The organism is Thiothrix subterranea, assembly GCF_016772315.1.
Lineage (GTDB): Bacteria > Pseudomonadota > Gammaproteobacteria > Thiotrichales > Thiotrichaceae > Thiothrix > Thiothrix subterranea.
In genome coordinates this window covers 969133-983516 of the sequence record NZ_CP053482.1, presented here as the reverse complement: position 1 = coordinate 983516, position 14384 = coordinate 969133, and the positions used below count along the sequence as shown (strand labels likewise).

The window sequence follows — 14384 nt, the reverse complement described above, 5'->3', positions numbered from 1 at the left end:
CTCAAGCAGCCGCTTTCTCAAAGGCAACTTCCGAACTTTTCAAGACATAACGGATTTGTTCAAACGAAACGGTTGGAAAATCCTCTAGGAAATCCTTAATGCTGTCACCCGCCAGTAAGTAATCAAATAAGTTGCGCACAGGTACACGCGTGGACTTGAATACCAATACTCCGCCTAAAACCTCTGGGTTGCTTGCTACCATTGACATTGCTTAACCTCCGTCATTTTTCATAAGCTGATGTTAGCACAAGCACCAAACCAGCGGTATTTTGGTGCTAGAATACGGCAGCAACCAAAGGACTCTCTCATGTTAAAAATTGGCAAATTCAACTTGCTGCGCGTCACCAAAACCACCAGCTTCGGGGTGTATGTGGATGGCAAAAATTACGGCGAAATCTTGCTCCCCAAACGCTACGTGCCGGAAGGTTGCCAACCCGAAAGCTGGCTAAACGTGTTCATCTATTTGGATTCGGAAGACCGTTTGATTGCGACCACCGAAACCCCACTGGCGCAAGTCGGCGAAGTCGCTTGCTTGAAAGTGGTCGCGGTGAGCCACTTCGGGGCGTTTCTGGATTGGGGTTTGCCGAAGGATTTGCTCGTGCCGCGCAAGGAACAAGCGACATTGATGCAGGAAGGTCAGTCGTATGTGGTGTGCGTGTATGTCGATGATCTCACCGAAACTATCGTCGCTTCCTCGCGCTTGGATTTATTCCTCAACGAATTCAGCAGCGACTTCACCCCACGTCAGCCCGTGGAATTGATGATTTACGAGCGCACCGAACTGGGTTACAAAGCGGTGATTGAAGCGACACACCTTGGCTTGCTATACGCCAACGAAGTATTCCAACCGCTGCGCGTTGGGCAACGGGTGCAGGGTTACATCAAAGCGATTCGCCCCGACAAGAAAATCGACTTAATCCTGCAATTGCCTAGCCCAGTGGTGCAGGATGCCGTTGCACAGAAAATTCTCGATCATTTGCAAGCGCGGAGCGGTACGTCCACCTTTACCGATAAGAGTTCGCCCGACGACATTTACCGCGAATTTCAGGTGAGCAAAGCGCATTTCAAACGGGCGATTGGCTTACTGTACAAACAGCAGAAGATTGTGATGGGTAAAGATTTGATTCGATTGGCCGAATGACTTAAAAATCCAAGCCTTTTAATGGCCAGTTTTGGGGTTCGGCATAAGCCCATGTTTTGCTATCAAAAGGTAGTTTCCAAGTCTTTTCAGGTATCGACTTCCCCTTTTCTTTGCCCGTCACGGTAATGGCAAGGGGGAAAACCTTTTCGCCAATTTGGGTAGAATCAATTTCTAATGCAGTCTCGTAGCTAGTCGCTTTACAGCCATTAGCTTCATCGCAATTACCTTCATCAGAATAACTTTCGACAAAACCCGCTAGCTCCTGAATTTTCTTACCGTAGGGAGCGAGAATAGAATAACGTGAACCACCAATACCTTGATGAGCATCCCCCCACGTATTTTTCCAGCCCCAGTAATTCGATGGACCAAGTTTAATAAACTCCCATTTTGTGGGGCTACTACCAAACGCGCCGATGGAAATATTGGGGTCGCCTGCAATAATTTCAGCGCCATTTTTGCTTTCCCCAATAATCAGCGCCCCCACCAAACCCGCATCAACATGGGAGCCACTCTCACCCCCTGCATTGGTCATTGATCCGCTAAGCAATACATAGGTGCGAACGCCCTCCTCCGCATCTCCTTATACACAAGTTCCCAAGCTGATGTAAGATAAGCAATTTTCACTCATGAACTGGTCATCTACCGAACTCACCGATCTTGATTTGGGAGACAAGCGTCTCGAAACACGAGCCGCTCATATCCTCAAAGCCATGCTGAAAGCCCCCCAGTCCAGCATCCCTAAGGCTTGCCAAAGTTGGTCAAGCACCTTGGCGACGTACCGTTTCTTCTGGAATGAAGCGGTGAGCCATGATGCTTTGATGGCATCCCACTTTGAAGCGACAGAGTGCCGAATTCGTCAACAAGATTCGCGGATTATCCTGTGTATTCAAGATACGACCGAACTGGACTTCAATGGACAGGAAACCGAGGGTTTAGGGCGGTTATCCTACGACAAGCAACGCGGGATGTACCTGCATCCGACCTTGTGTATCACCCCAGAACGTTTGCCGTTGGGCATCACCGATACGTGGATGTGGTCACGGGGATTGAGCAAAGCTGCCGACCAAGCCAACCCCAGCATCAAAGAAAGCCGCCGTTGGATTGAAGGGTATGAGCGAGTAGCCGAACTGGCGGCACGCTGCCCTGAACACCGCCTCATCTATGCGGGCGACCGTGAAAGCGACTTTTACGACTTACTCAAACGGGCGCAAGCCTTGGATTACCCGGCTGACCTGCTGATACGGGCGCAACATAACCGCGCCTTGGGGGATGACCTCAAACTGTGGGACGCCATTGATCAACAACAGGCGTTGACTCGTATCACCTTTACCAAACCGCGCAAGCAGGGTGAAAAGCCCCGTAAAGTGGTACAAGAAATCAAGGTGTTACGTTATACCTTGCGTCCCAAGAGTAAGCATCCGATGCTATTAACCTTAGTTCAAGCCAAAGAAATCAACCCACCCGCCGGAAAATCGCCCCTCATTTGGCGTTTAGTCACCAACCGTTGTGTAGAGACCGCCGATGCTGCCTGTGAACTCATCGACTGGTATCGAGCGCGTTGGGAAATCGAAATGTTTTTTGATGTCCTGAAAGTTGGCTGTCGCGTCGAAAAACTGCAACTGGACACCAAAGAGCGCATCGAAAAAGCCCTAGCGCTCTACATCATGGTGGCCTGGCGGATTATGTTTCTGATGCGGTTGGGGCGTACCTGCCCAGAACTTCCGGCTGATCTGGTGTTTGACCCCTTGGAATGGAAAGTCTCCTTCCGGCTCGGCAAAAAAGCACTACCCGATGGCATACCTACCCTCAATCAAGTGATCCGCAATCTGGCAGAACTGGGGGGCTTTTTGGGCAGAAAATCCGATGGCGAACCGGGGGCTAAAAGTATCTGGTTAGGCTATTCACGAGTGCTGGACTGCATTTATGGCATTCAGATGGCTAGTGAGTTGGGAATGGATTGATTTGTGTATAAGGAGATGCCTCCTCCGTGGTCAATGTATCAACTCGATCAACCTTCATGCAGTAATAGTAATCGGGTTGATCCGAGTGGTAGCGACGGCAATTATTCTTTGCATCAAACCCCTCGTACACCTTGTCGAGAACATCATCTACTGATAATGCTTTTCCTGAGGCGCTTTTTGATTTGGTAGATGATGATGAACGCTCCTGAGACTCTGAAACATCGTCAGCTATTGGTGTCAGAAACGCATCAAAAGCATAAGCAGTTTTATCTTTCCACTGAATTTTCACCCAATGTCCACTATTACCGCCGATGGATTCTTCCTTGCCAACACGTTCAAGTACATCGACTTTGCCATCAACAGGAACATTACCTATCTTCGCCCCACCTACATCCGGTGCGTCGCGCACAACCAAACTGGGTTCTGCCGTGGACTTATACCAATCAGCATAGGCAATCTCACTCTGTGAGCAAACCAGCAACAAGCTGAGAACTAAAGAAGATTTTATCTGCATTTGTTTTATGTCCAGTGCAACGAGCATTATCAAAATGAAGAGAATACTAACAGCAATGAAGTGATTGAAAAGTGACCATAATCACATCAATTCATATACCCTAGAATTAACAGCTCGAATAGCACATCCTCAAGTATTGTTATTTGATACTTCGATACGTAAGCATTCCTTATACATAGCGAATGACACATGATGTTCCCATCATCAATCAAGTCACCAGAGGGAACACCATGCGCCACTTACTCCGTTACCTACTGCTTGCCGTACTGAGCTTTGCGACCGTCGGCTGCGCCACCCACGCTTTGCATTCCAGCAAGAACGTCAGCACGGAAAAGATTAACAGCTTCCTGATTACACAAGATAAATCCACGTTAGTGGTGGCGGGCGAGGAACATCATTTCATTTTCCCGCTGAATGAGCCGCTGAAATCGGTGTTGCAATGGAACGGTCGCGCCAAGCTCAATCCAACCTTCAACCAGTTCACCGTGAATGCGGGGCAAGGCGTGAGCGGTAGCTATACGTTGTCAGCCGATGTGGGGAAGCTCACCGTGGAGGAACAACAATTTCTCACTCAACGCGGTTTCAGCCAACAGGGCAATACCTTGGCATACAGCGCGGCTATTCAGGGAACGCGCTATCTGGCAGGCAACGTGAGAGTGCCGCAAACCGCGTTTTTCCGCCAGCCGTATGAATTGACCGTGGTTGCGCCGGATGGTGTGGCGGATACTGCTGCGAAAATTGCACTGACTCCGCTGACATTGGCGGCGGATGGCGTGACCGCAGTGCTGGGTGGGATTGTGCTTGCGCCGTTTTTTGGGTTGTTAATGATGTCCGGCGGGTTGTGAGCCAGTAATACGTTCCACCGCCACGCGCTCCCCATCCGTCAACACCACCCACGCACTGAGGTTGGGGAGTGCGGCAATGGTGGGCAATTGCAGATAGCTTTGCACTTGCTCAATCCCCTCCAGCCGTTTGGTTTCCCAACCTTTGTCTTTGTCGCCTTTTTTGCTGTATTTAAGCTCGATCAAATGCTGGTAATTGACCTTAAAAGGGCTACGCTCCAGCAGCAAAATGTCAGGGTAACGACGGTTCATTTCCCGCTCACTCTGGATGAAGTACGCCGACGATTGATACAACAATGCCAGCAAAATCGTCTTGATGTGTTCCTCATCCAGCCACAAGGAATCGCGGTTGGAGAGCAATTGCAATACCCGCGTCAGTTCGGTGATCAGCGGCTGGATGTCATTGCGCAACGCCAATACTTCCACCGCCAGCAATACAGCACGGTCTGGGATAGAAATTTGATTGCGGCGTTCCAATTCCACTTTAAAGTATTGAAAATACAACTCGCGCATGACGTGGTTGGGAATGACAAACACCTCACCCGATAAGGTTGCCCCGTGCAATGAAGCGAAGCCCATGTAACCGAGCAGGCTGATGAAATCATCCCGCTCAAAACCTTTGTCGAAGTCGAATTTCTCCGCTTGTTGCGCCACGACTTGACCTGTGGTGAGCAATTCATCCAGCACGGCGAAATTCTCATCACGATTGCCGATACTGAATAATCCCAGCAATTTGCCGTAATCGGAGGCGATATTGGCATCCAGCATTTTGCGGGGGTAGGCACAGCGTTTGTAGTCAAAATTCTTGATGAAATACAGCACCATATTGGCGTTGTAGACAGTTTCAGCCGCATTAATGTGGAAGCGGTAGCCGTTGTACCAATCGGTGACATCTGCCATTAATTGATTACTGTCCAAACCGCAGCTTTCCACCAAAGGCTGTAACAGGTTGACCACTTCGGCACGGGTAAAGCCCATTGCCTCATTGAATTCTTCCGTCAGGGAGACATTTTCACCGATATTAAAGCCGCTGGTCATGCTGTCGAGCATGATCGGGGTGACACCCGTGATGAAGAGCCGGTCAATAATACCGCGTTGGGTGGCAGTTTTGATGGTTTCGTAGAAACTGCGCACAAAGCCGCCTTTGCCGACAATCTGTTGAAACTGCTGCAAATCATCGGCGAGGATGCTGTTGGCAAAATGGTCGTATTCGTCGATCAGGAAGAGGATTTTTTGCCCTTCGACAATCTTGAAAAAGGCTTCCATTTTTTCATGCGGTGAACTGTACGCGGCAATACTCGCCGAATCGCTGGAAGGGTAGCCATAACGTTCTAAAAAACGTTGCAGTGCCAGTTCCACTTTGGTGTTGAAGGCGCGATAAACTGCTTCGTAGCTTTCGGTGGAAATGCCGCTGAATTCCATGAACAGTACGCTGTAGTTGCTTTTCATCGGTGTGGGGTGTTTGCCAATGTATAGCTCGGCAAACAGGCTGTCGAAATCCGTCGCGTAATGGCTATCGTAATAATACTCCATCGCCGAGAGCAGCAGGCTTTTCCCAAAACGGCGTGGGCGCAGCAGAATATTATATTTGCCGCTGTCTTCCAATTGAGCAATATACGCCGTTTTATCCACGTAGGTGTAGCCACCGAGGATGACATCTTTGAAGTTGCTTAAACCGTAGGGGAGTTTCGTTTTCATGCACGGATTGTAGCACACAAGCTGGGTGTTCTTGGGCATGAGGTGATAGGATTAGCCCTCCTGATCAGAGGCTAATCTTTCCCCATGTCGAACCCACAACGCTTATTTCATCCGCGCTCACTCAGCAAGGCACTGGCTGCTAACAACCCGCTGAAGGATGAGCAAATTCCTCCCGCAGCGCGAAAAGTGTTGGAAGAATGGCACGCCATGATTACCGACGGCTCGATCTATAAACAGAATGAGAAAAAGCTTCAGCCGGAGTTTTTCCGCGATTTATGCGGAACAGTGTTGGGTTACAAAAGCTTTAGCCAGAAAGACAAGAAAACTGGGCAGTGGACATTTGGGGCAGAGGAAAGCAGCGGCAGAGGATTTGCAGATTTTTGCTTTGGCACGTTTTCCGAGAAAAACAAACAGCGGCTTGCACCGTTTGAATTGAAAGACCCGCGCACCAGCAACATGGATATTCCGATGGGGCGGACGCTCTCTACCGTTGCCCAAGCCGCGCAATATGCGGAAAACAGCAAGGGCGAAGCACATTGGTATTTGGTGTCTAACTGCATTGAAATCCGCCTCTACAAATATCCCTATTCCAACTACATCTACGAAAGCTGGCAGATTGCCGACCTGATCAAGCCGGATGAATATGCGCGGTTCGTGTTGTTGTTGGGCGCAAAAAACTTGCTGTCGGGCGCGACTGAAGCACTGTTTACGCAAAGCCAGCAGGCGGAAAAGGACATTACCAACGCGCTGTATGCCGATTACCGCGAGATTCGCGTCAAACTGATCAATGGAATGAAGCGTGAAAACGGGCGTTTCAGCCGTCAAAGCATGGTGGCACGGGCGCAAACGCTGCTGGATCGGGTGCTGTTTATTGCGTTTGCCGAAGATCGTGGTTTGCTGCCTGCCAATACCTTGGCGACGTATATTCTGGCAAAAGACAGCTTAATGAACGGCGCGTGGGAGCGGCTGAAATTGCTGTTCAAATACATCAACGAAGGTAATGGGCGCGATATTCCGCGTTACAACGGCGATTTGTTTAAGCCCGATGCGGCGTTGGAAGAGTTGAATATCAGCGATGGTTTGTTGCACGAGTTCAAAGGCTTGTGGGAATACAACTTCGATGTTGATATAAACGTCACGATTTTGGGGCATATTTTCGAGCAATCCATCGCCGATCTTGACCAGATTTACGAGTCGCTGGATGAGCAAACCGATCTCGAATTAACCCAGCAAAAGCACGGCACGAGCGGTAAGCGTAAGCAGGATGGCGTGGTGTATACGCCGGATTTCATTACCGCGTGGATTGTGGAACACACGCTGGGCGCGTACCTCAGCAAATGCAAATTGGCGATTGCGGCGGAGGCGGATTCGCTGGCGTGGTGGTCGGCGTATCGGCAAACGCTGGCAACCACGCGCATCCTTGATCCGGCGTGTGGGAGCGGCGCGTTTTTGGTGGCTGCTTGGCAGTATTTGAAACAGGAATACACGCTGGTCAATCAACGCTTACTGGAATTGGGCGACAAGGGTGATTTGTTTGGGCGTGAATTGAATCACGACATCCTCAACAATAACCTGTTTGGGGTGGATATTAACGCCGAATCGGTGGAAATTGCGCGGCTTTCGCTGCATTTAGCCACAGCAGAAAAGGGCAAACCACTCACGTCGTTGAAAGACAATATCCGCCAAGGCAATAGTGTGGTGGATGATAAAACCGTGGATAAACAAGCTTTCCATTGGTTTGGGCGGTTCAAGGAATTTGACGTGATTTTGGGCAATCCGCCGTATGTGCGCCAAGAACGTTTGACCCCGATCAAGCCGTATTTGGAGGCGAATTACCGCACGTATCACGGCGTGGCTGACCTTTACACCTACTTTTTTGAGTTGGGGTTGCGGCTGCTGAAAAAGGGCGGGATGTTGGGGTTTATCAGTTCGGCGACGTTTTTCCGCACGGGTAGCGGCGAACATTTACGGCAGTTTTTGCAGGTGGAAGCGAACTTGAAAAGTGTGGTGGATTTTGGCGATTTGCAGGTATTTGAGGGCGTGACGACCTACCCCGCGATTTTGATCATGGAAAAGCCGAACCGTTCGCGCAAAAATCCGCCGGAACAAGCCTTCCATTTTCTCAAGGTGCAGTCGCGTCATGTCAGCGCATTGGCGGGGGAACTCAAAGACGGCGCGTTTGCTGAAATGCCGCAAAACAAACTGAGTACCGACGGCTGGCGGCTCGAAGACGAACGCTTGCAAGCCCTCCGCGCCAAACTCACCAAAGGCAAACGCACCCTCAAAGAAGCCTACGGCTCGCCCTATCGCGGAATCCTGACCGGATTGATGGAAGCCTTTATCATTGACAGAGCCACCCGCGATAACATCGTAAACGCCAATCCGCAATCACTCGACCGCCTCAAGCCCTTTCTGGAAGGCAAAGACTTAAAAAAATGGCGGTCTGAATCGCGTAGCCTGTACCTAATCCTGTTTCCCAAAGGTTGGACACGTCAACAAATCGGCATAAAAGAACAAAAACTCGAAGAACAAACGGCGTGGAGTTGGCTCGTGCAAAAACACCCTGCTTTGTGCCAATGGCTAGAACCCTTTGCAGCCAAAGCCAGAAAGCGGTGTGACCAAGGTGAATTTTGGTGGGAAATGCGCACCTGCGGCTATTACGATGCGTTTGATACCCATAAAATCATTTACCCCGATATTACCGACCAACTGAAATTCAGTTTTGATACCAAGGACTATTTGTTTGAAACAACGGGTTTCTTTGTAAAAAATGCCGATCAATACCTTAACGGGCTGTTGAATAGCCAAGCGATATGGTTTTGCCTACGCAGCATTTGTCCGCAAATACGCGGCGGTTTTTCACGCTTGAAAACCATCTACATGGACACCATCCCGATTCCTGATGTGACGGATGAACAGAAAACGGCAATTGCAACGCTGGCGGAAAGCTGCCAAGCCCTCGCGGAACAACGTTACGCCCTCGAAAACGCTTTCCGCCGTCGTATCCCCGACCTCTGCCCCAAAGACCGTGACCCTAAACTCTCGCAAAAGCTGCAAGCGTGGTGGCTGCTCGATTTCGCCGCTTTCCGTGATGAGGTGAAAAAGCTGTTTAAGCAGGAAATCCCCCTCGCCGAACGCAATGCATGGGAAGCGTGGTTTGACAAGGACAAGGCCGTGCTTCAGGATTTGAGTTGTCAGCTTGCGATGCAAGAACAGGCGTTGAATCGGGCGGTTTACGCGCTGTTTGGGTTGGATGCGGGGGAAATTGCGTTGTTGGAAGGAAGTTTGAACGGAAAGATGTAAAACTTTGACAAAGATTTACATCAAGCTATGATTAGGAAAACGCACAACAGAGGCAAATCATGGCAACCTTACACATTTCACTTTCAGACGCATTGAAGGATTTCGTGCAACACCAAGTAGAGTTGCGCGGTTTTTCCAACGCCAGCGACTATGTACGCACCCTAATCCGTGAAGCACTCGAAAAGCAGCAGCTTTCCGAAACGGAAAAAGTGTTGCAAAAAATGGCACAACTGCAAACCGCTTACCCAGCACTGGCAACCGCCGCTGGGCGAGATGCTTTCTTTGACAATATGATCAAGGAATCAGCGGGTATGACCGCGCAACAAGAAGATGACATTATGCAAATAGCCATCGCCGAAACCCATGCGCATCGGCAAAGCAAATGATGAAGATCATCCTTGATTGCAATATTCAGGAGCGAATCCCATGACCCACCCCACCAACATCGTCATCCTCACCGGCGCGGGCATTTCCGCCGAATCCGGCATTCAAACCTTCCGCGCCAGTGACGGCTTGTGGCACAACCACCGCATCGAAGAGGTCGCCACCCCGCAAGGTTTCGCCAAAAACCCCGCGCTTGTGCACGAATTTTACAACACGCGCCGCCAGCAATTGCTCGACCCCGCTGTGCAACCCAACGCCGCCCACCTCGCCCTCGCACGGCTAGAACGCGAACATTCCGGCAATGTGTTGCTCGTTACCCAAAACGTCGATGATTTGCACGAACGCGCAGGCAGCGAAAACCTGCTGCACATGCACGGTGAATTGAACAAAATCCGTTGCAACCATTGCGGCATGGGTTACGGTTGCATGGAAGACATCGGCGCACACACAGCATGTAAAAGCTGCGGCAAACCCGGCGGAATGCGCCCGCACATCGTCTGGTTCGGCGAAATGCCCTTGTACATGCGCCAGATTGAAACCGCGCTGTTACACTGCGATTTATTCATCTCCATCGGCACATCCGGCAATGTGTACCCCGCCGCTGGTTTTGTCGAAGTCGCCCGTGACAGCGGCGCACACACGGTAGAATTAAACCTCGACCCCGGCAGCAATAGCGAGCTGTTTCACCAGTCCATCAACGGCTTAGCCAGCCAAATCGTCCCCCCCTTTGTGGAGCAATGTTTATGTTAAAAATCGGTAAGTACAATCAACTGCGCGTTACCAAACTCACCGGCTTTGGGGTGTATCTGGATGGCGGCAGTTACGGTGAAATCCTGTTGCCCAAGCGTTATGTGCCGCAAGATTGCGAAGTCGACAGTTGGCTGGATGTGTTCATTTATCTGGATTCGGAAGACCGTTTGATTGCCACCACCGATAAGCCGCTGGCGGCTGTGGGGGAGGTCGCGTGTTTAACCGTGGTGGATGTGAATCGCGTCGGGGCATTTTTGGATTGGGGTTTGCCCAAAGATTTGCTGGTGCCGCGTCAGGAACAGGCGCATTTAATGCAGCAAGGGCAAGCTTACGTGGTGTGCGTGTATTTGGATGAGAAAACCGAAACCATTGTGGCTTCATCGCGGTTGGATTTGTTTCTCAACGAATTCGGTGGGTCGTTTCAACCGCGTCAGCCGGTGGAGTTAATGATTTATGAGCGCACCGATTTGGGTTTCAAAGCGGTGATTGATGCCACGCATTTAGGCTTATTGTATGCGAATGAAGTGTTTCAGCCTTTGCAGATTGGGCAGCGGGTGTCGGGGTTTATTAAAGCGATTCGTGGCGATCAGAAAATTGATTTGACCCTGCAATTGCCAAGCCCGGTGGTAGAGGATGCTTTGGCGCAGAAAATTCTCGATCATTTGCAGGCGCGTGGCGGCAGTTCGACGTTTACCGATAAAAGTTCGCCTGAAGACATTTACCGTGAGTTTCAGGTGAGCAAGGCGCATTTCAAACGTGCCATCGGTTCACTGTATAAGCAACAAAAGATTGTCATGGGTAAAGATCTGATTCGGCTTGCATGATAAATCCATTAAACGGTATCGTGCGGACACATTAATAACGATAGAGATCAGAGGAGAGCCTACCCATGCAGCCAACCACCTACCTTTACGGATTGATCGTTGTGATCGTCAGTTTATTGCTTAGCCCGGTGTTGCAACATTGGGTTGACCGACCTGTTGCCGTTTTCTTGTTGGTGTTGCCGTTTGTGCTATTGAGCGCGGTGACATTCCGGCGGGCGGGTTGTGCGCGGGCGGATTGGCAGGCAGTGCGTCACCATGATGATTTGTGGCTGACGATCATGGGCAAGGCGGTGTTCTGGGGAATTTTGCTGGCATTGTTGGCGATTTATCCGGCGCATTGGGCGTGGCTAGGATTAACCGTGGTCGGATTGTTGATCGGGGTGCAAATTGCGCGGAATCTGTCAGCAACGCACATTGAAACCGGGTTGATTCCGGTCGGTGCGCTCGGCATTATGGGCAGCATGATTGTCTTGGGTTGGCAACTCTCGCCGCCTTTGCTTGCTGCGTTATTGCTGTTTTTGGGGGTGATGGGCGGAATTTTTGTCGCACCTTTACACGCTTTGCTGCGTTATCACGTGCCGGTGGCGCAACAGCCCAATGCGACTGTGGTTGATCATCTGGCGCAAAGCGTGGTGATGCTGGCTTTTGTCGGCGTGGCGGCGTTATTGGCTTGGCAGGGATTGGGGGATGCGTTGTTAATGACCATCCTCACCGCGACCACGGCGGCGGGGGCGCTGTATACGCTGTATCACATGCCGCAATCGTTGTTGCGTTTTGTGTTTAGCCGTTTGTTTCGAGCGCGTTACCGTTTGAAAGTGTTGGGGTTTGAACACCTGCCTGCATCCGGCGGCGTGTTGTTGCTGGGCAATCACATCAGTTTTATTGACTGGGCATTGGTGCAAATGGCGAACCCGCGTCAACTGCATTTTGTGATCGAAAAAGGCTATTACGAACGTTGGTATTTAAAAGGTTTCCTCAACTGGTTTGGTGTCATTCCGATCAGCAGCGGAGCGAGTGCGGATTCGCTGGAAAAAGTCACGGAAATGCTCAAAGCGGGCGAGGTGGTGTGTTTATTCCCAGAAGGCACGATTAGCCGCACCGGACAGTTGTCCGAATTCAAGCGCGGTTATGAAAAAGCGGTGAAAGGCACGGGTGCGGTGATCGTGCCGTTTTACCTGCACGGTTTGTGGGGCAGCCGCTTTTCACGTTCCAGCGGCTTTTTGCGCGAAAATCGCCAGTCCGGTTTCAAGCGTGACATCGTGGTGTCGTTTGGCAAAGCCTTGCCGGAAACCATTCCCGCACATGAATTGAAGCAGAAGGTGTTTGATTTGTCGTTTGCGTCGTGGGAAGCGTATTCACACTTGATCGACCCGATTCCGGTTAATTGGCTGCGGGCGGCAAAACGCATGAGTTTCCGTATGGCAGCGGCGGATGTAATCGGTGAACCCTTGAGCCATCACCGTTTTATGACGGCAGTATTCCGCTTTGCGGTGCTGATTAAAAAGCTTAGCCCGGAACAGAATATCGGCTTGTTATTGCCGACCAGCGCGGGTGGGGCGATTGCGAATATGGCGGTGCTGACGCTGGGCAAAACCATTGTGAACCTGAATTACACCGCCAGCGGCGAGTCGATCCACAGCGCGGTGCAACAAGCGGGTTTGCAACGGGTTTACACCTCCAAGCGTTTTCTGGATAAGCTCAAAGAACGTGGGATTGATATTCCGGCGATTTTGCCCGATACCCCGTTAACGTTTTTGGAAGATTTGAAAGCGGAAATCCCCAAACACCAATTGTTGACTACGCTGTTGATGGTGATGTTATTGCCGACCCGTTTATTGCAGTGGTTGTACATTCCGCAAATTGATTTGTATACGACGGCGGCGATTCTGTTTTCCAGCGGCAGCGAAGGTGCGCCCAAAGGTATTGAGCTTTCCCATCGCAATCTGGCAGTGAATGCGCGGCAGGTAGCGGATGCGCTGAATACGCTGGATAACGACGTGATCATGGGGACATTGCCGACTTTCCACGCCTTCGGTTTGCTGGCGAGTACCCTGATGCCGTTGTCGGAAGGCATTCCGATTGTGTGCCACCCCGACCCGACCGATGCGGTGAATATCGCCAAGGGTGTGGCGCGTTATGAGGCAACTTTGCTGTTTGGGACGGGGACGTTTTTGCGTTTGTATGCGAAAAATTCGCGTGTGCATCCGCTGATGTTCCAATCGTTGCGCTACGTGGTGGCGGGCGCGGAAAAACTTGCGCCGGAAGTGCGTCGCTTATTCCTCGACAAATTTGGCAAGAAATTGCTGGAGGGTTATGGCGCAACCGAAACCTCACCCGTTGCCAGCGTGAATTTGCCCGATCAGCTTGATACGCGCTACTGGAAAGTGCAGGCGGCGAACAAAGAAGGCACAGTGGGTTTGCCATTGCCGGGAACGAGTTTCCGCATTGTTGACCCGAATACGCTGGAAACCTTGCCGAGGGGCGCGGATGGCTTAATCCTCATCGGTGGCCCGCAAGTGATGAAAGGCTATTTGAATGCGCCGGAAAAAACCGCGCAAGCGATTGCCGAACTCGACGGGCAACGCTGGTACAAAACCGGCGACAAAGGGCATGTGGATGAAGACGGCTTCCTGACCATTGTTGACCGCTATTCGCGTTTCGCCAAATTGGGCGGGGAAATGGTGAGCTTGACTGCCGTTGAACAGCAAGTGCGGCAAATTTTGGGCGATGCAGAACTGGAATTGGTCGCGGTCAATCTGCCGGATGATAAGAAGGGCGAAAAGATCGTGTTGTTGATGGCGGGCGCGTATGACGAAGCGGCGGTGAAACGGCAGTTGTTGGGTGGCGGCATGAATCCGTTGATGATTCCGGCAACGATTCGCAGTCTGGCAGAAATTCCCAAACTGGGTAGCGGCAAGACCGATTTTGGAACAGCGCGGCAAGTGGCGCTAAGCGTTATTTAATTTA

Annotated in this window: 12 protein-coding genes; 8 read left to right on the top strand and 4 right to left on the bottom strand. The window is 50.9% G+C overall.

All coding sequences use genetic code 11. The annotated features are described in order from the left end of the window. Position 1: 1 nt before the first annotated feature. Complete coding sequence (locus HMY34_RS04705) at positions 2–208, bottom strand: DUF433 domain-containing protein (RefSeq protein ID WP_202718145.1); 207 nt, start codon at positions 206–208, stop codon at positions 2–4. Positions 209–307: 99 nt separating this feature from the next. Here HMY34_RS04705 and HMY34_RS04700 point away from each other — a divergent pair, with 99 nt between their 5' ends. Then, the gene (locus HMY34_RS04700; protein ID WP_202718144.1) at positions 308–1141 is read left to right on the top strand and encodes a CvfB family protein; all 834 of its coding nucleotides are present in this window, start codon (positions 308–310) and stop codon (positions 1139–1141) included. Between the two features lies 1 nt (position 1142). Here the strand turns inward: HMY34_RS04700 and HMY34_RS04695 are convergent, their stop codons facing one another. Next, positions 1143–1673 (bottom strand): hypothetical protein, encoded by a 531-nt coding sequence (locus HMY34_RS04695; RefSeq protein ID WP_202718143.1) that lies wholly within the window; start codon positions 1671–1673, stop codon positions 1143–1145. Positions 1674–1767: 94 nt separating this feature from the next. On the opposite strand from HMY34_RS04695, the gene HMY34_RS04690 reads away from it, so the two are divergent. Further along, a complete protein-coding gene (locus tag HMY34_RS04690) occupies positions 1768–3102 on the top strand; it encodes an IS4 family transposase (protein WP_202718142.1) in 1335 nt (444 codons plus the stop codon). Here HMY34_RS04690 and HMY34_RS04685 read toward each other — a convergent pair. After that, positions 3080–3616 (bottom strand): SH3 domain-containing protein, encoded by a 537-nt coding sequence (locus HMY34_RS04685; RefSeq protein WP_202718141.1) that lies wholly within the window; start codon positions 3614–3616, stop codon positions 3080–3082. The genes HMY34_RS04690 and HMY34_RS04685 overlap by 23 nt on opposite strands. Before the next feature lie 230 nt (positions 3617–3846). Between HMY34_RS04685 and HMY34_RS04680 the strand changes: the two genes are divergently transcribed. Continuing rightward, positions 3847–4461, top strand: a complete 615-nt coding sequence (locus HMY34_RS04680; protein ID WP_202718140.1) for a hypothetical protein — start codon at positions 3847–3849, stop codon at positions 4459–4461. On the opposite strand, the gene HMY34_RS04675 is transcribed toward HMY34_RS04680, so the two are convergent. After that, the gene (locus HMY34_RS04675; protein WP_202718139.1) at positions 4438–6156 is read right to left on the bottom strand and encodes an AAA family ATPase; all 1719 of its coding nucleotides are present in this window, start codon (positions 6154–6156) and stop codon (positions 4438–4440) included. The genes HMY34_RS04680 and HMY34_RS04675 overlap by 24 nt on opposite strands. 84 nt (positions 6157–6240) lie before the next feature. On the opposite strand from HMY34_RS04675, the gene HMY34_RS04670 reads away from it, so the two are divergent. The 5 genes from HMY34_RS04670 (at position 6241) to HMY34_RS04650 (ending at position 14380) form a co-directional block, all read left to right on the top strand. Beyond that, positions 6241–9459 (top strand): Eco57I restriction-modification methylase domain-containing protein, encoded by a 3219-nt coding sequence (locus HMY34_RS04670; protein WP_202718138.1) that lies wholly within the window; start codon positions 6241–6243, stop codon positions 9457–9459. Positions 9460–9518: 59 nt separating this feature from the next. After that, positions 9519–9845 carry a ribbon-helix-helix domain-containing protein gene (locus HMY34_RS04665; protein ID WP_202718137.1) on the top strand — a complete coding sequence of 109 codons (327 nt, stop codon included), beginning with the start codon at positions 9519–9521 and terminating at the stop codon, positions 9843–9845. A gap of 40 nt (positions 9846–9885) precedes the next feature. After that, positions 9886–10593: a Sir2 family NAD+-dependent deacetylase gene (gene cobB, locus HMY34_RS04660; protein ID WP_202718136.1), complete on the top strand. Its 708-nt coding sequence runs from the start codon at positions 9886–9888 to the stop codon at positions 10591–10593. Further along, positions 10587–11417 carry a CvfB family protein gene (locus tag HMY34_RS04655; RefSeq protein ID WP_202718135.1) on the top strand — a complete coding sequence of 277 codons (831 nt, stop codon included), beginning with the start codon at positions 10587–10589 and terminating at the stop codon, positions 11415–11417. Before cobB ends, HMY34_RS04655 begins: the two co-directional genes overlap by 7 nt. A 65-nt stretch (positions 11418–11482) precedes the next feature. Continuing rightward, positions 11483–14380 carry an AMP-binding protein gene (locus HMY34_RS04650; protein ID WP_202718134.1) on the top strand — a complete coding sequence of 966 codons (2898 nt, stop codon included), beginning with the start codon at positions 11483–11485 and terminating at the stop codon, positions 14378–14380. Positions 14381–14384: the final 4 nt, after the last annotated feature.